The 17,501-nt window shown below is 50.0% G+C and carries 16 protein-coding genes and 2 tRNA genes; 3 read left to right on the top strand and 15 right to left on the bottom strand.

Annotation, left to right across the window (positions count from 1 at the left end; genetic code table 11):
* Positions 1–325: 325 nt before the first annotated feature.
* From ACO6UY_RS06905 to gspE, 11 genes are all read right to left on the bottom strand, one after another.
* Positions 326–402: transfer RNA gene (locus ACO6UY_RS06905), tRNA-Asp, on the bottom strand.
* A gap of 38 nt (positions 403–440) precedes the next feature.
* A tRNA-Val gene (locus ACO6UY_RS06900) sits at positions 441–516 on the bottom strand.
* A gap of 150 nt (positions 517–666) precedes the next feature.
* A complete protein-coding gene (gene gspM, locus ACO6UY_RS06895; RefSeq protein ID WP_422445944.1) occupies positions 667–1,179 on the bottom strand; it encodes a type II secretion system protein GspM in 513 nt (170 codons plus the stop codon).
* A 12-nt stretch (positions 1,180–1,191) separates the two neighbouring features.
* Entirely contained in the window at positions 1,192–2,598 is a 1,407-nt protein-coding gene (gspL, locus tag ACO6UY_RS06890) for a type II secretion system protein GspL (protein ID WP_422445946.1), read from the bottom strand.
* Positions 2,595–3,689, bottom strand: coding sequence for a type II secretion system minor pseudopilin GspK (gene gspK, locus ACO6UY_RS06885; RefSeq protein WP_422445947.1), 1,095 nt, complete (start codon positions 3,687–3,689; stop codon positions 2,595–2,597). The genes gspL and gspK overlap by 4 nt, the downstream gene beginning before the upstream one ends.
* The gene (gene gspJ, locus ACO6UY_RS06880; RefSeq protein ID WP_422445949.1) at positions 3,679–4,461 is read right to left on the bottom strand and encodes a type II secretion system minor pseudopilin GspJ; all 783 of its coding nucleotides are present in this window, start codon (positions 4,459–4,461) and stop codon (positions 3,679–3,681) included. Before gspJ ends, gspK begins: the two co-directional genes overlap by 11 nt.
* On the bottom strand, positions 4,461–4,895 hold the full coding sequence (gspI, locus tag ACO6UY_RS06875) for a type II secretion system minor pseudopilin GspI (protein WP_422445951.1): 435 nt from the start codon (positions 4,893–4,895) through the stop codon (positions 4,461–4,463). The genes gspJ and gspI overlap by 1 nt, the downstream gene beginning before the upstream one ends.
* 11 nt (positions 4,896–4,906) lie before the next feature.
* Complete coding sequence (gene gspH, locus ACO6UY_RS06870) at positions 4,907–5,410, bottom strand: type II secretion system minor pseudopilin GspH (RefSeq protein ID WP_422445953.1); 504 nt, start codon at positions 5,408–5,410, stop codon at positions 4,907–4,909.
* Positions 5,411–5,600: 190 nt separating this feature from the next.
* Positions 5,601–6,071 carry a type II secretion system major pseudopilin GspG gene (gspG, locus tag ACO6UY_RS06865; RefSeq protein ID WP_422445955.1) on the bottom strand — a complete coding sequence of 157 codons (471 nt, stop codon included), beginning with the start codon at positions 6,069–6,071 and terminating at the stop codon, positions 5,601–5,603.
* An 81-nt stretch (positions 6,072–6,152) separates the two neighbouring features.
* The gene (gene gspF / locus ACO6UY_RS06860) at positions 6,153–7,373 is read right to left on the bottom strand and encodes a type II secretion system inner membrane protein GspF (RefSeq protein ID WP_422445957.1); all 1,221 of its coding nucleotides are present in this window, start codon (positions 7,371–7,373) and stop codon (positions 6,153–6,155) included.
* Positions 7,374–7,404: 31 nt separating this feature from the next.
* Complete coding sequence (gspE, locus tag ACO6UY_RS06855) at positions 7,405–8,940, bottom strand: type II secretion system ATPase GspE (RefSeq protein ID WP_422460738.1); 1,536 nt, start codon at positions 8,938–8,940, stop codon at positions 7,405–7,407.
* A gap of 144 nt (positions 8,941–9,084) precedes the next feature.
* Here gspE and ACO6UY_RS06850 point away from each other — a divergent pair, with 144 nt between their 5' ends.
* Positions 9,085–9,732, top strand: coding sequence for a type II secretion system protein N (locus tag ACO6UY_RS06850; protein ID WP_422460736.1), 648 nt, complete (start codon positions 9,085–9,087; stop codon positions 9,730–9,732).
* A 38-nt stretch (positions 9,733–9,770) separates the two neighbouring features.
* Positions 9,771–11,861, top strand: a complete 2,091-nt coding sequence (gspD, locus tag ACO6UY_RS06845; protein WP_422489446.1) for a type II secretion system secretin GspD — start codon at positions 9,771–9,773, stop codon at positions 11,859–11,861.
* Between the two features lie 102 nt (positions 11,862–11,963).
* Here gspD and ACO6UY_RS06840 read toward each other — a convergent pair whose 3' ends face one another.
* Together ACO6UY_RS06840 and ACO6UY_RS06835 are read right to left on the bottom strand one after the other, a co-directional pair.
* A complete protein-coding gene (locus tag ACO6UY_RS06840; RefSeq protein WP_422445963.1) occupies positions 11,964–12,842 on the bottom strand; it encodes a prenyltransferase in 879 nt (292 codons plus the stop codon).
* A gap of 303 nt (positions 12,843–13,145) precedes the next feature.
* A complete protein-coding gene (locus ACO6UY_RS06835) occupies positions 13,146–14,021 on the bottom strand; it encodes an AraC family transcriptional regulator N-terminal domain-containing protein (protein ID WP_422489444.1) in 876 nt (291 codons plus the stop codon).
* Between the two features lie 165 nt (positions 14,022–14,186).
* On the opposite strand from ACO6UY_RS06835, the gene ACO6UY_RS06830 reads away from it, so the two are divergent.
* Positions 14,187–15,350 (top strand): iron-containing alcohol dehydrogenase, encoded by a 1,164-nt coding sequence (locus ACO6UY_RS06830; protein ID WP_422460732.1) that lies wholly within the window; start codon positions 14,187–14,189, stop codon positions 15,348–15,350.
* Between the two features lie 79 nt (positions 15,351–15,429).
* Here the strand turns inward: ACO6UY_RS06830 and sucD are convergent, their stop codons facing one another.
* Both sucD and sucC read right to left on the bottom strand, forming a co-directional pair.
* Complete coding sequence (gene sucD / locus ACO6UY_RS06825; protein ID WP_422445969.1) at positions 15,430–16,302, bottom strand: succinate--CoA ligase subunit alpha; 873 nt, start codon at positions 16,300–16,302, stop codon at positions 15,430–15,432.
* Positions 16,302–17,468: an ADP-forming succinate--CoA ligase subunit beta gene (gene sucC / locus ACO6UY_RS06820; protein ID WP_163370820.1), complete on the bottom strand. Its 1,167-nt coding sequence runs from the start codon at positions 17,466–17,468 to the stop codon at positions 16,302–16,304. The genes sucD and sucC overlap by 1 nt, the downstream gene beginning before the upstream one ends.
* Positions 17,469–17,501 lie beyond the last annotated feature (33 nt).

Raw genomic sequence — 17,501 nt, 5'->3', positions numbered from 1 at the left:
CACGATCAGCCAGAATCCATGTTCACGCCTGGCCAGAATTCGTGTTCACGCTTTGCCAGAATGAGCGTTCACGATTAGCCAGAATATGCACCAGCACGACATTTAGCCTAACAATCTGACTTTAATAAGGAAAAACACCGCTGGAGACCTCGCAAGGCAAAATCCTCCACTTTTTCAGAGAGCAGAGAGAAAACGGCAAAAAAAGGTGGAAAATAGCTTGTTTGTGGGGAGGGCGAATCCTCCAGCGAAGTGCGTTTAACCCTTTGTTTACAGGCCCTATAAACGACAAAACCCTTACGACAGATATCGTAAGGGTTAAGTTGTATGGCGGACCGGACGGGACTCGAACCCGCGACCTCCGGCGTGACAGGCCGGCATTCTAACCGACTGAACTACCGGTCCGCTATCTAGTCTCTAGTTTCAAGATACTAGTTTCTAGCTGGTGGGTGATGACGGGATCGAACCGCCGACCCTCTGCTTGTAAGGCAGATGCTCTCCCAGCTGAGCTAATCACCCTGCGCTTGTGGCCGGTATGATATCGAATCGAGAGAGTGTGTCAATCCCTTTTTGCGGTATTTATCTGAACAATCCTCGAACAACAATTTCAAACAACAAGAGCGTCGGATAACAAGCATCAAACTCAGGGTGAACCTTATGCTGCTTTGTTCAGCCCCCCAGATGGATATAACTCTTTACCCGCCCCTCTTCTTTCAGCTGATCAATACGCACCTGCTGGATGGCAACACCATGCTTTGTTTGCAGCAGCACAAGCCATTTAAGCAGTTTCTGGTAGGCTGCATCTTCAACCCAAACCGAGAGGCCCTTGCGGTCTGGCTGCACTCTTCCCAGGGTAATACCTGCCTGTTGGGCAACATTGGCAGCTATGGAGGAGAGTTCCTGACGGGGTGAAGCTCTTTGTTGATTTTTCTGCAGGTCACGGGCTTTGGGTAAATTATTGTGTAACCAGGTGTTCATTTCCTGCTGATAGAGATAGTTGCTTTTCTGAGCCTTCGACCATTGGCTTACGGGCTCCCAAATCAGCAGATAGATCAGCGCTGCAAACACCAGAGTAACAAGCAGTTGGAGTATTTTACGATCTCCGGAAGGCCGCATTTCATACCAGGATTTACAGTGCTGCCAGTACGGGTTAGCCATTAGCAGGCGATTCAGTTTTTGCATGGTCCCCCCCAATCATCTCCTGATCGTAACTCTGGCAATCACACCGGACTTACCCTGGTTAGCGTTATCCAGCTTACCTTGTAAGCCGGAAGTGTTGAGCTTTTCCAGAAGCTGGTTCACCGTGTCTAACTCACCGGTTTCAAATTCATAGACCAGTTGACCGGTAGCCTCGTTGAAATCCAGATGCCTGGGCTCAAGTTTTACTTTGTCGCCCATGGTGCCAGAAACATGGGAAAGAGCCTGAAGCATGGATAGAAAAGGGGTTTCGGAGATTTGAGCATCCAGAGTACGAAAGCGGTGCTCCATTATTTGCTTCACATTAAAAGACATCTGTTGTCGTGCCTGTGCCTGCTGGGCTTGTCGGTCACTGGGGAATACCGAGAGGTAGTTTTTTATGGAATCCCTCCAGAGGGATTCCGACTTATTCTGATAAATCACACCTTCTGTAACTGACAGTCCAAGCTCAAGAATCAGCCAGCAGCCAGCCGCAGCCAACAGTGGCCACCAGCGCCGGATAAATCGCCCGGTTCTTCTCGGGCACTGATAGGCCCCCTGTCGGAAATCAAGCAGCTGATTGTTGCGCCTTGCAGTAAAATAGAGCCCGGCAAAATACTCAAAGACCGAGCCCTTAAGCGGTAACTTATCGACGAGCCAGCCACGCTCAGCAAGCAAACCGGATGTTTCATCCATTCTGGTTGCGGTAACCGCCAGCGTATTGTCAGAGAACATCAATCTGACTTTTGAGGGCAGCTCATTCACTGTTTCAGCAACCGTATTATCCAGAGAGCTGGCCAGAGTATCAGGGAGTTGATGATCTCCCTGATCGGGATGATCCGGGAATACGATGGGGAGCGCTTCGTAATTCAGGGTGACGCCTTCACGACCGGGTGAGGCCATCATCACCGCATCATTGTCCATTATCAGGCAGGTATATCCCGGCTCAGCCTTCAGAAACTGCATTTCAGCCAGGATGCTGGTCAGGGGTAACTGATGTTCCTCAAAGAGGGCCAGCATGGCCTGTAGGGTTGAGTGGGGAATACCGGCGACAGAAACCTGCAAGTCCCTGTCAGGAAAACCATGAACAATATGCATGGTTTCAATATCCTGGGCCAGATGCTCCTCCACCAGATAAGGGAGTGCGGTTGCCAGGTGCTTTTTCTGGCCCGCATTAATCATCAGGTGTTTATACAAACAAAGCGATCCCCCCAGGAGCAGAATGACCTCATCCGGCAGGCGGTCAACGTCCTCTCGATCTTCAGGCTCGTCAGCACACCATGCTGCTCTGAGCTGATCAATCGCTGTCAGATGGAGTTCTCCGGTCAAAGAGCCTGCCGATGTAAACTTCCCCCACTGGACAACGGTACTGGCATCAACAGAGCTGACTGGAGCAGGCATTCGAACCAATAGTATTTTTTTCATTTATTAGCCCCTGAGTTCCCTGTTAAATCGGCCTTATTAGCAGGAGCCCAATATTGACCCGGCCCGATTTCTCTGCCGATAACCTGCACATGCCCCTCACTGCTTCGGTAAAAAATCGTTTTTAAGTAAAAGGTGGTCTCTCTAAAGGTTGCCTTAATCCGGGCACTGAAATACTGACTGTCGAATACTACCCGCTCATTTTGATTTCTCTCATTAAAAATCCCGGCCTTTCCAGATAGAGCGACAAGCTGATTCAATTCTTCAATATTGGATAACCCGGCATCACCCCGGCGGCTAATGATCATTAAGGCATCCCCTTCGGAGATATTCTTGTTTAACGAACGGATAACCTCTGGCAGAGCTGTGTTCATATTCATTTTTGATGATCTGGGTATAACCGTAATATATGGCAACAGTTTTTCAACTTCCTCGTTATTAAAACCATCAATTAATATCAATTCCGAGACCGATGTCATTTCAGTTTGTCCGGTTCGTCTTGGGGGAACAAGGGATAGATAGACCTGATCTTCCGTTCCCCTTGAGACACTTTTCTGCTCTTTGTTCATCCAGCGAGCTATGTTGTCGGCCAGTTGCGGATCCATGGATTGCGCTGTCAGCAGATTCTCAAACATTTGCACAGCCGGTGAACCACCTCTTTCCGCCCGCGGTTCACCTGAGGGCTTACTCTCATCAGCAAGCCAGTTCAAATTAAACCGGCTCTGTTCATCCTGAACCTGTAATTCGATAACGCCCTGTTCTACGTCATAGTTGATGGTTTCAACATTCCACAGCTCATTTTCATGATCCACCATTCGGTTATTTTTTTTATCCTGTTGAAAATCTTGTTCCAGCAGCCATGCGACGTACTGTTCAGCGCCCAGTGCATAGTGTTTTGCCTGGGTTCTTTCCAGATATCGGGCGTTCTTCTCAGTGTGCAGCCAGAGATTCATAACAATCTCAGAAGCGACCGTTGTGATCAGCAAAAAAATCAGCAGCACATAAATAAGAGCAATCCCTGATTGGTGGCATGATGGGAATTTACCAGGCGAAGCCCTGACTGGCTGGCGGTTTTCAGCAGGCTCAATAACCATCGACACTATCTCCGGATCGGCCTGTGGGCTGTGGCCGTATGTTACCCGGCGCGTTATTCCTGTTCTCCTGGGATGGGTCTCCCTCTTTATTGCCCTGATCAGGTTTGTACGTGATCAGCGGAACCACGGTGACCATGGACCCCATCGTCTCATGAACAATGGTCAGCTCCACGGCCGTCGGTACTTGATCTGCGCGTCCCACATTGGCAACTGACTGCAGGTTCTGTTTTGGAGGCCAGCTGCTTATCCATTCCTTGTGATCATTGCGGAATCGTACTTTCATGCTGTTCACACCAGACAGCACAACCTGACGAATACGAGTAGATTCCGGAGCCCTGTCCAAAGCAGGCCAGTAATAACGGATTAACTGATGACCCTCCACAGCATAAGCCACACGTTGCAGTGTACTTCGTGCTGCCTTCAGGGAGTTTTGCCATCCTGAACGGGTAAACTCCATTAACGTCCTGCCCGGACCCGGGGCTTTCAGTGCAGGCTGCTGCAAGCCTTGTTCATCCCTGACCGGTCTTCGGGTTATTTGGAACACGTCTTTTTCCAGAATGATTTCAGCCCGTTGTAATTTATCCATGTCATCCAGCACCAACTGCGTTGCTTCCTGTGCACGGGTGACTGACATAAACAGCTTATAGGCTGCCGTACTGATCATGCTGAACAGTACGATAGCAACCATTAACTCGAGAAGGGTAAAGCCACCCGGTACCTGAACAATGTTCAAGTGTCTACCCATAGCCAGGCAAAAACGTTTGTTGAGCATTATTGCCGGGGCCTCCTCAGCCAGGTAGATAACCTTGCCAGGGGAACAGCACCTTTTTCTGGTTCAGACTCACCGATAAATACTTCGACCTGCACCTGTCTGAAATCGGGTGACCCGGTGGATGCGGATGTTTCCCGGACATACCACTGAAAACCGGCATAGCTTTCAATTTGAGGCCTCACTGCCGAACCACTCCAGCGCCCCTCGGCATAAAGTGTATTGAGATAGTGGTCGGCAATCTGCGAAGCCAGTATTTTTTCCTTCTGGTATCGGGTCTGGCGAATGCTGTTGCCATCAGAAAGAATCAGCATAGAAGCGGCCAGGGCAAATACGGCCAGAGCCACCATAACTTCCAGCAAGGTAAAACCCTGACCACGATTCAGGTTTCTGCTGGGTAGAAAAAGCCGGTTTAGCCTGAAACCCCAATAACTCATAGCAACGCTCGTTACTCCCTGACCCATTCAATATCGGACAATCCGTCTGTGCGCAGATAGAGTGACTGTTTGCTGTTGCCAACCGGAACAATGCCGAGCCTGAAGGGGGTTACCTGGTAGTCTGAATAGAAAACAACGGATGGATACTGTTCATCCACATCAAAAGGCATGAAATTCTCACTGGACTCAAGGCTCAGGCTTAATGTGTCTGGCAGCAACCTGGGCTGAAAAGGGGATTGCGCCAACTCAGCCCATTCCTGAGTATCTGCCGGTAATACCCACCAGCGGTAATACCCGTCGTTATCAATTGAGAAGCCGTAGTGATTATTTTCCAGCAGCGCTTTGTCACGAACCTGGGTAAATAATGCCTGCAATCGTGTCGCTTCTTTCTGCACCACCTTGTGAATGCTGCCGGTTATCGGGCTTAGCAGGGTAATACCCAGAAGAACCCCAATGATGACCACCACCACCAGCATTTCGATCAGGGTAAATCCTTGCTGTTGAGGTGATGCCATTTCCTTGTCCTGTTTGCCAAAAAAACCTTGGAGCCTGTCGGACTTAAGCGTCCGTAGCGAGGATTGCGAGAAATTGAGGGTAAAAATTTCTGCTTCTGAGGAGAATAGCGGGGCTATTTGACGAAGAAGCAGGAATTTTTAGACCAATTTATCGCAACCGCAGTAGGGCAGTCTTAAGTCCGACAGGCTCCTAGTTATCCCAGTTCACAATATCAGCATCGAGACCTTCGCCGCCCTCACGGCCATTCGCTCCGAAAGAATAAAGGTCATACTTGCCGTGATTACCGGGCTGTAAATACATGTAGGGATTCCCCCACGGATCCAATGGCACTTTTTTCAGGTACCCTTCGGGATTCCAGTTTCTAGGCTCTGGAGGAGAAGATGGTTTCTGAGTCAGTGCCTCAAGCCCCTGGTCCAGGGTGGGATAAAAACCATTATCAAGCCTGAAAAGCTCCAGCGCCTGAGAAATCGCTTCAATATCCGCACGGGCAACGGTGACCTTTGCCTGATCAGGCCGGGAAAGAATTTTGGGAACCACCATAGCTGCCAGAATTCCCAAAATGACCACCACCACCATAATTTCAATCAGTGTAAAGCCCCGTTCAGCGTGCACTGAATTAGCCGCATCAGGCCCTCTTCTTCTAAGCCGGTTTTTTATCATGTTGGTTGACCTCGATTTTCTGTGAATAGGCCGTTCAGCATTTTTCATCCAGGACGATTTAGCTCTGTTTCACTCCTGGCCTCAATTCAACAGCTGATTCATATTGAGTATCGGCAACAGGATAGCCAGAACAATCATCATGACCACTCCCCCCATCAGGACCAGCATCAAAGGCTCAAACAGTCCAAGGATGACGGTTATGCGCCCTTCCAGCTCCATCTGCTGATTCTGTGCAGTTCTCTCCAGCATTTGATCCAGCTCTCCGGTTGCCTCGCCACTGGCGATCATGTGGAGCATCAGGGGTGGAAAGTAGCCGGTTTCTGCCAGTGCCCTGTGAAGACTGGTTCCTTCACTGACTCGCCGGGCAACATCCTGAACGGCATGTTTGATGGCATCGTTATTAACCACCTGGGCAGCAATCATCAGGGCCTCTACCAGCGAAACCCCACTGCGGGTTAACATGCTCAATGTACTGGCAAAGCGGGCGGCATTGGCCGTTCGGACAAATCGCCCAACCAACGGCAACGTTAACTGAACCCGGTGCCAGGAAAGTCGTACGGAGGCCTTTTTCAGTGAATGCCGGACAACCACAATAGCCGCAACAATCACACCAAAAATCACCGGCCACCATGTCTGAAACCCCTCACTGGCATTAATCAATAGCTCTGTGATTAATGGCAGCTCCTGACCGGAATCCAGAAAGACCTTAATAACATCCGGCACGACAAATCCCAGCAGGAAACTGACAATCCCAATGGACGCCAACATCAGTATGACCGGATAGACCAGTGCCTGCTGTATTTTCTGGCCAGAACGCATTCTGGCCTCAGTGTAGTCGGCCAGACGATTGAGAACACGGTCGAGATAACCGGCATGCTCCCCTGCCGCAACCGTTGCCCGATACATCTGGGGGAAGACTTCCGGGAAGGCTTCCAGGCTTTTGGCCAGGGTATAGCCTTCAAGCACCCGTGAACGAACAGCCAGCAACATATTTTTTATTCGTCTTTTTTCCTGCTGGGCTGCCACACCATTGAGCGCCTCCTCAATAGGCATTGCCGCCTGGATCAGCGTAGCCAGCTGCCGGGTTACTGTAGCCAACTCAACGGCTGAAATGCCCCGGCGCAGAAAGAAGCTTCGGCCTTCCTCTCCCTGCTGTTTGCGATCGGCAAGCGTATTAACTGACAGCGGTGTCCACTGTTTATCCCGCAGCATCTGGCGAACCTGACGCCCACTGTCCGCTTCCAGGGTACCTTTATGCTGTTTACCCTGATGGTCCAGGGCTATATATTCAAACGCGGCCATAATCCTGAGCCTTTTTCTTCAGCAGCCATAATCAGTCTTTCTGGGTAACCCGAAGTACCTCTTCAAGTGTTGTAACCCCTTCCAGCACTTTTCTGCTGCCATCTTCACGGATGCCGGGACTGGACTCACGAACACAGTCCGTAATCTCCTGCTCCCCTTTGAGCCCATGGATCATTCGCCGGACCTGCTCATTAATAACAAAAACTTCATAAATGCCGGTACGCCCGCGATAGCCACTGAAATTACAGCACTTACACCCTTGGGCGTGATACAGCGTTACCCCATCAGAAGCATCAATGCCTAACTGCTGGCATTCGGCATCATCAGGGCTGTATGGCAATTTACAGTCACTGCAGAGCACCCTGACCAGACGTTGGGCAATCACCCCAAGTAGACTGGACGACATCAGAAAAGGTTCAATGCCCATATCCTGAAGACGGGTCAGGGCACCGACCGCCGTATTGGTATGAAGCGTGGAAAGTACCAGATGCCCGGTCAAACTGGCCTGTACCGCTATTTCAGCGGTTTCCCGGTCACGGATCTCTCCGACCATCACCACATCGGGGTCCTGTCGCAGAATAGCTCTCAATCCCCGGGCAAAAGTCATATCGACTTTTGTGTTTACCTGGGTCTGGCCAATCCCTTCCAGGTGATACTCAATGGGGTCTTCAACGGTGAGAATATTTCGGGTCTGGTCATTCAGAAGGGTAAGGCTGGCATATAGAGACGTTGTCTTGCCGGATCCTGTTGGCCCTGTCACCAGAATAATGCCATAAGGTTTTTGCAGCAGTCCTTCGATCAGTGAACGGTTCCGCTCGGTCATACCGAGGTGCCTGAGTTCAAGACGGCCTGCTGCTTTGTCCAGAAGCCGGAGTACGACCCGCTCACCATTACTGGAAGGCAGCGTGGACACCCGGACATCCACTTCCTTACCGGCCACCCTCAGCGAAATCCGGCCATCCTGGGGTACCCGTTTCTCGGCAATATCCAGCCGGGCCATCACCTTGATGCGGGAAACCAGCAAAGAGGCAATGGTCCTTTTAAGTGACAGTACTTCCCTTAATACACCATCCACCCGCAGCCGAACCACGAGTGCCGACTCAAAGGTTTCAATATGCACATCGGAAGCACCTTCCTTGATCGCCTCAGTGAGCAGCGCATTAATTAAACGGATAACCGGGGCATCGTCACTTTGCTCAAGCAGGTCTTCCGTGATCGGAACGGCATCCGCCAGACTGGTCAGGTCCGGGTGATCACTGATGCCGGCGGCATCCTGCAATGCTTCTGAACTGTCATTGTGATAGCAGTGAGCCAGCACCTCTGACAGTTTTTCGGCATCGACCTGCTCATAGGCAGGAAAAACACCGGAAAAGCGACTGATTTCAGCAATCAGCTCAGCCGGTGGTGTGTTATGAAAATAGAGTGTGGCTATCCCACTATCATTCTCAATGAGCACAACGCCATGCCTTTTGGCAAAACTAAAAGGCAGTCTTGGTAAAACGCTGGCTTCGCTTTCAGCATCATCTTCGGTGTCATAGTCAGTGGTCAGAGGTGTAGCCAATATCATGAACTCCTTAAATCAAAAAGGAAGCACCCGGGAGGCGGTTAGGCCTTTCCTTTTTGAAAAAACTTATTTCTTTAAAAAACAAAACTCTTATGCTTTTATTTAGAGTAAAGAATAGCCTATTCGTTAACTTCAGAAGATATGACCATGAAACCAGTGGTTTTCACCACATTTCTGCAATGGGGGCATAAAAATAATCGGAACCTTATCATTCTGATTATTTTCATCGTTATGATCCTTAGCCTCAGTTTTCAAGCATTTCACTTTTATCAAATCGTCAGCAGCGAACCCTTGCAAAATAGTGATAATAATAAAACTATCGTTTTAAAAAACGCCTCAACCATCAAACATGAAGACTTTGAGTTGATTTTTGGTTTTAGTGACAATCAGGAAATAACTCAAAACAATAAAGAGATCCCCATAACAAAAATGAATCTGATTCTCAGAGGGGCACTCTCAGGTATTGAAAACAAAAAGTACGCAAGTGCAATTATTCAAATAGCCAACCAGGACAAGTTATATGAAATTGGTGACGCTCTTCCCGGAGGTGCCATTCTGAATCAGGTTTATTCCGATCACATTGTCATTCAACGGGGTAACCAGCTTGAAAAACTATACTTTCCGGAAACAGCCAGGGATTCCAGAGCCTTTCAGGAATTCAGGCCTGTGGCGGAAGACACCCCCGAGTCAATGGAGCAGCGTCCGGGCAACCATGATTATCCGGATGATATGTCTCTTGAACAGCGAATGCAGGACCTCAGGGAGAAACTGCAGGACGCCAGTCAGGAACTGTAATGACAACAATGACAAACTGCTGAGTTAATGGTCACATCATGAACACCAGAGCGCTACTCTTGTTACCACGTTTACCACACTCTCATAACAGAAAGTTAATCAGAGCCATTCCTCTGGTGCTGATGATGGCTGTCACCCCACTGTTTGCCAGCAAGGTAAATACCGGTTTACAGCCTGCTGCCAATAACGCTGTACCGGTGCCCAATGATAAGCTCTGGACACTGAATCAGCAGAATGCCGATATCCGTGAATTTATCACTCAGGTGGCCAAAATAACCGGAGAGACATTTGTTATCGATCCCCGGATTAAAGGAGGCAATACCGTTACCGTCATTTCCAGCAAGCCATTGAGCCGGGATGAGGTCTACGATGTTTTCCTGGAAGTCCTCTCCGCTAATGGTTATACCGTCATTCCCAAGGCCGATGGCCATATTATTAATGTTGTCCCCACAGCCACGGCAAAAACCAGCAGCCCCGGAGACACTCCGAAGCCCATTGATGGCGTGATGACCACCAGGGTTGTCGATCTGCACAGTGTATCCGCTGTCGAAGTCATCCCGATTATTCGCCCCCTGATTGCCCAGTATGGCCATGCTGCTGCATCTGCTTCCAGTAATGCGGTCATCATTAGTGACCTTGCCGATAATGTAGAGCGCATCACCAAACTGATACGGGAGCTGGATGATGCCGGCAATAACGACTATGAAGTCATCCAGCTGAAACACGCCTGGGTGGGAGATGTCTCAAAAATAATCTCGGATACCCTGGTCACCGGCAAGGGACAGCTCCCCAGCGGGCTCCAGGTGATCGCCGATGAGCGAAGCAATCGTCTGGTGGTTAAGGGCAACGCCAGCAAACGGGCACGGGTCAGAAAACTGGCTGACACCCTTGATAAGGAAGGTATTCGAAAATCGACCACCAAAGTCATGTTCCTGAGTTTTGCCGATGCCAAAAACATTGCGGAAATTCTGTCGGAAGCCTCAGGCATTATTCAGGACAGCCAGGGAAAGAGAACCGCTGCAACGCCATCGTCATCGGTTGCATCAAGCTCAGTCTCCCCCGGCTCATCAAACCAGTCCTCATCCCAGGCCACCACCAAGTCTGGTGCCAAAAGCAAGTCCGCAGCCACGACGGCGTTTGTCAAAGCGGATGAAACCCAGAATGCCCTGGTGATGATTGCCGACCCGGAAACCCTTCAGGAGATGGAGAAAATTGTCCGCCAGCTTGATGTGCCCAGGGCCCAGGTGTTATTGGAGGCCGTTATTGTTGAAGTGTCTGGTGGGATTAATGATGCGCTGGGTGTTCAATGGGGCATTGATGGGACTAACACGATTCGTGGTACATCCGATTCAAGTAACATTATTAAAAGCAGCATAACCGGGCATATTCTGGATGATAAGCCTGGTATTGCCCTCGGATCCCTGGCGCTGCGCGCTGATAACTTCGGCGTTCTGGTCAGTGCGTTAAGCGCAAAGTCCAATAACAATATCCTCTCTACCCCCAGTATGCTGACTCTGGATAATGAAGAGGCAGAGCTGATTATCGGCAAAAACATTCCCATCAAAACCGGCTCATACCAGACGTCATCCAGTGGCAATAGTAATAACCCTTTTACCACCACTGAACGCAAGGATGTGGGGCTAAAACTCAAGATCACCCCCCATATCAACGAAGGCAACAGCCTGAGACTGATGCTGGAGCAAGAGGTTTCTTCACTGGATGTGGGCACCACCAAACAGTTGCTTGGCTCCGATAGCAATGACCTGCTGTTCAACACCCGCTCCCTGAAGACCTCGGTACTGGTGGATGATGGACAAACCGTCGTTATTGGTGGACTGATTGAAGACATCAAATCCAAAAGCAGGAAAAAAGTACCACTGCTTGGGAGCATCCCAATTTTGGGCAACCTCTTCCGTTATAACCAGAGCGGCGATGAAAAAAAGAACCTGATGTTGTTTATCCGCCCCACCATTATGCGTAACTCGGAAACACTGGTAAAAGCGACCCGGGATCGATTCACCAAACTGAAGCTTATCGGTAATAGCAACGGCAGACAGGCTATTAACCTTCCGAACCAACCCGAAGAGTTATTTGATGCAAAAACCTATGATCTGAGAAACAAGGACTGACGGTAATGGCCTGTATTGTGCCGAGACTCAAGCGGGGTTTTAAGATACCCGATAAACGGCATAGGGTTTATTGTATTTCAGAGCCCCTTTACGCCCTCTCACTTAAAATACAATTGAAAGCATAAATCCCAGGCCAAAGACGATAAAAAAACGTCCTGTCAGAGGAGGCAAACGAACCATCTCAGCATCACCAGAATGGTTGGCAAGCAATCTGAGCGGCGCAATGGCAAAAGGCAGCGCTATCAGCAGATAAAGCGGGTTATCCAACTCGCCCGAATAATACAACAGAAAACTGAGAGGAAACCCTGCCAGTAACAGCACGGCATAAAGGCATTTCGCTGGAACCAGTCCCATACGAACGGTTAACGTGCGAATATTGTGACTGATATCATCCAGGTAATCCCGGATCTCATTGGACAGCAACAACGCAGAAGCCAGCAAACTCACCGGAATCGACATCCAGACCACTTCATTATTCCAGTACCCTCCAACGGCATAAAAGGCACCACTGACCATCAGTACACCAGTAAACAGAAATACTGCCGGCACCCCCCAGCCGCGATGTTTATAGACAATGGGTTCACCGGTATAAAAATAACCGCCGACGACACCAAAGACACCAAGCAACAATAACGGCCAGCCAACATCGATTACCAACAATAGTCCCATCATGCAGGCAATCAGGGCACAAAACCCCGCCAGGATAAAGTTTCGATGAATCTGCTTAACCACCTGCCTTGCCAACTCTCCAGAACGTTTTTTCCACAACACCAGATCAGCATGGTCATTGGCAAGATTGCTGGCAGCCTGAAGCAATACGCCAGCCAACATAACCAGCAGTGCTCTGCGCCAGTCGCCAACACCCTGCTGATAAGCCATTACCACGCCAAGGCCGCAGGTTACCAGGGCAACAGAATATGAGAAAGGACGTAGAGCTCTGGCAAGTCGATATTTGTCCGGATTCAGATCAAGGGCATCCACTGGCAGGCTCCTGAGAAAAAAGCGCGAGGATAAGGAAATTTCACGACGATGGCTATAAGAACACCAGAAAAAGGCAGCAATGAAATTGAAAGTAACTTCAGACAATGGCTAATAAGTAGTTGGCCAAATGGAATCGTATATTTCTGGCTAAGTGGGCAGTTGCTATGCAAGGCGCAACGTAGGGAGCATAGCCGTAGCTATGTGACCGGAGTTGCAACGCCGCAGAGTGACTGACAACTTAGTCAGAAATATATGATTTCATTTGGTTAACTACTTAATCAACCCTGCCACCGCCTGACAAAATCAGGCTGCCGCACATGCCTGAGGCGTTAACCCGAAGTAACGTTTAAATTCCCTGCTGAATTGCGTTGGGCTATCATAGCCAACCTCTGCAGCTGCCTGCTTTACTCTGACCCCGTGATCCTGTAACAACTCTCTGGCCCGACTCAGGCGCAGTTTCTTCAGGTACTGAATAGGCGACGATGATGTCATATACCGGAAATTACGATGGAAGGTTGATGGACTCATATTAGCCATAGAGGCCAGGTGCCCAACATCAAGGGACTGATCATAATGCTCGTGCATATACTTCATTGCCCGCTCCAGACGGGCGATATGCGTATTGTGTCTGGCCAGGGCAAATAATGGCGCAGCCTGCTCCCCGTTAAGAACATGAAAAAGCAACTCTTGCACCAGCCCTTTGCCTAAGGCTTCACTCTCCAGCGGCGAGTGAAGGCACTGAGCCAGCCTTAACACCGTTGCTGAGAAAACATCCGTCACCGGGCTGACATATAAACTGCTTCGTGCCTCTAACAGATCTTCCATGGTGTCTGTCGCCTGTTGATGGTGGTCGAACAATCGCACCAGCGGATGCAACAGGCTGATATCGATATCGACCAGCATGGATAATAATGGCTTATCTTCAGCAACAATGGTTTCGCATTCCGCAGGAATAGGCAAAGTCAGTACCAGATAGTTATCCGGATTATATTCATAAGCCTGCTGCTCCAGGTAAATCCGTTTTGCACTCTGGGCTACAATGATAATACCTTGGCTATAGCACAGTGGCTCACGTTCTCTGGATTCGCTGGCTTTAAAAACGCCAACGCCGGGAATATGGGTTTTGTTATAGCCCTCTTCTTTGGCCAAAGGAGAGAGGGTCTGGGCTAATGGCGTCATGTCTTATCTTCTGATCGGTAATTTAGGCACAGCATAGCTTCACCCAATACATAAAAAAACCACTACTGATCGTTTTAGGCATGACTTTGCAAGTTATGGTTATTCTATTCCTGCACAGAAAGGATAATCTACGCTGGCTAGGAAATTTAATGAGGAAGAATCGCAATGATGAATTTTAATTATCAGAATCCAACCCACATTGTGTTTGGCCAGGACCGTCTGCAGGAACTGGATCAACTGGTACCGGCTAATGCCAAAGTACTGGTCCTTTACGGCGGTGGCAGTGTGAAGAAATTCGGTACCCTGGAAAAGGTGCTGGCCGGATTAGGTAACCGTGAAGTTTTTGAGTTCAGCGGTATCGAGCCAAACCCAACCTTTAACACCCTGATGAAAGCAGTTGAGATCGTCCGTGCTGAAAACATTGACTTCCTGCTGGCGGTTGGTGGCGGCTCTGTCATGGATGGCACCAAGTTTGTTGCTGCGGCAGCACCTTATGAAGGTGACGAAGTGGATCTGCTCAAGGCAGGTTTTGCCGGTGCGCCGATCACCACTGCCATTCCACTGGGTACGGTTGCCACCTTACCGGCCACAGGTTCTGAGATGAACATGGGTGCCGTTATTTCTCACGACATTGGCAAACTGCCGGTTATGAGTCCACTGCTCTACCCTCAGTTTTCCATTCTGGACCCATCACTGACCTTCACCCTGCCGCCGGTGCAAATCGCCAATGGCGTAGTGGATGCCTTCGTTCATGTACTTGAACAGTATGTTACCTACCCTGTTGACGCCCGGATTCAGGATCGTATGGCGGAAGGTATTCTGAAAACGCTGATTGAAGTGGGCCCGGTAACGCTGGCTGAGCCAGACAACTACGATGCCCGTGCCAACCTGATGTGGAGTGCCACTTCGGCCCTGAATGGCTATATTGGTGTTGGCGTTCCCCAGGACTGGGGCACCCACATGATTGGCCACGAGCTGACTGACCTGTTTGGCCTGGACCACGCCCAGAGTCTGGCAGTGGTTCTGCCATCCCTGTGGAAGCTGCGCAAAGATAAGAAGCGAACAAAACTGGTGCAGTATGCAGAACGCGTTTGGGATATCAGAGAAGGTAGTGACGATGAAAAGGTTGATCTCGCTATTGAGAAAACCCGCGATTTCTTTGAATCCCTGGGTGTAAAAACACGACTGTCACAGTATGGTGTTGAGCACAACCAGATTGAGAACGTGATCAAGGCTCTGGAAGCCCATGGCATGACGGCTCTGTCAGAGACCGGTGACCAGGATCTCAATACCTCCCGTGAAATCCTTGAAGATGCTTACGCAGCCTGACCTCTGATCCAGTATTTTCCATCACAAAAAAGGCCGGATATAAATCCGGCCTTTTTTTTTGTTACCTGAACCGGTTGTTTTACCAACCGGTCACTTCTTTCAGAGCTTCACCGATATCCGCCAGACTGCGAACCGTCTTGACACCTGCAGATTCAAGTGCCGCAAACTTCTCATCGGCAGTCCCCTTACCACCGGCAATAATCGCACCGGCATGGCCCATCCGCTTGCCCGGAGGCGCTGTGACACCGGCAATGTAAGAGACGACAGGTTTGGTGACATGCTCCTTGATATAAGCAGCCGCTTCTTCTTCAGCAGAACCACCGATTTCACCAATCATCACGATAGCTTCAGTCTTGTCATCATTCTGGAACAGTTCCAGAATATCGATAAAGTTGGAACCGGGAATAGGGTCACCACCAATACCAACACAGGTAGACTGACCAAAGCCATAATCGGTGGTCTGTTTGACCGCTTCATAGGTCAGCGTGCCGGAACGGGAAACAATACCCACCTTGCCCGGCAGATGGATATGGCCCGGCATAATACCGATCTTGCACTCACCTGGCGTGATAACACCCGGGCAGTTGGGACCGATAAGACGAACACCCAATTCATCACACTTGACCTTGCATTCCAGCATATCCAGCGTAGGAATACCTTCAGTGATGCAGACAATCAACTTGATGCCAGCATAAGCAGCTTCAAGAATGGAGTCCTTACAGAAAGGCGCAGGAACATAGATAACCGACGCTTCTGCACCGGTCTGATCAACCGCTTCAGCCACCGTATTGAAGACGGGCAGGTCCAGATGAGTCTGACCACCTTTGCCCGGTGTTACGCCACCCACCATGCGAGTGCCGTAAGCAATGGCCTGTTCGGAGTGAAAAGTCCCCTGGGCACCGGTGAACCCCTGGCAGATAACTTTGGTGTCTTTATTAATTAAAATGCTCATTACTGGTTCCCCGCTGCCTTAACTACCTGTTGGGCAGCCTCGGTCAAACTGTTGGCCGCGATGATATCAAGTCCACTGTTGGCAAGGGTCTGCGCACCCAGGTCGGCATTGTTGCCCTCCAGGCGAACCACGACAGGAACTTCAACGCCGACTTCTTTAACCGCACCGATAATACCTTCAGCAATCAGATCACAGCGGACAATACCACCAAAGATATTGACCAGAACGGCTTTCACACTGTCATCAGAGAGAATGATCTTGAAGGCTTCGGTGACACGCTCTTTGGTTGCACCACCACCAACATCCAGGAAGTTGGCAGGCGCACCGCCATGCAGCTTAACGATATCCATGGTCCCCATAGCAAGGCCTGCACCATTCACCATGCAGCCAATGTTGCCATCCAGTGCGACGTAGTTAAGCTCCCACTCAGCGGCATGGGCTTCACGGGCATCTTCCTGGGAAGGATCATGCATGGCTTTTAACTGTGGCTGACGGTACAGGGCGTTGCTATCAATGTTGATTTTCGCATCCAGGCAGTGCAGGTCACCTTCTTTGGTGATTACCAGCGGGTTGATCTCCAGCAGGGCAAGGTCGCATTCCTGGAAGAGTTTCGCCAGACCAAGGAAAATCTGGGTAAACTGCTTGATCTGCTTTCCTTCCAGACCCAGTTTGAAAGCCAGCTCACGGGCCTGATAAGGTTGGGCACCGGTCAGGGGATCAATGGTCGCCTTAAGGATTTTTTCCGGTGTTTCTTCCGCCACCTTCTCAATTTCAACCCCACCTTCAGTGGAGGCCATAAACACGATGCGACGGGTTGCGCGATCAACAACAGCGCCAAGATAAAGCTCTTGATCAATATCAGTGCAGCTTTCAACCAGTATCTTGCTGACCGGCTGGCCATTTTCATCGGTCTGATAAGTGACCAGGTTTTTACCTAACCACTGCTCGGCGAACGCGCGGATTTCGTCTTTGCTGGAGACCAGCTTCACACCACCCGCCTTACCACGACCACCGGCGTGCACCTGGGCCTTAACCACCCACTGATTACCACCGATTTCATCGGCAGCAGCAGCAGCCTGCTCTGGCGTATCCGCAGCGACGCCCTGAGAGACGGGCAGTCCATATTTGGCAAAGAGTTGTTTGCCCTGATATTCATGAAGATTCATTCTGACGCGGCCCTCTTTCTTATTTGAGCGTTG

The organism is Endozoicomonas sp. ALE010 (genome assembly GCF_049310165.1).
Taxonomy (GTDB): domain Bacteria; phylum Pseudomonadota; class Gammaproteobacteria; order Pseudomonadales; family Endozoicomonadaceae; genus Endozoicomonas.
The sequence above is the reverse complement of the archived record's forward strand: the minus strand, read 5'-3'. Positions and strand labels throughout refer to the sequence as shown.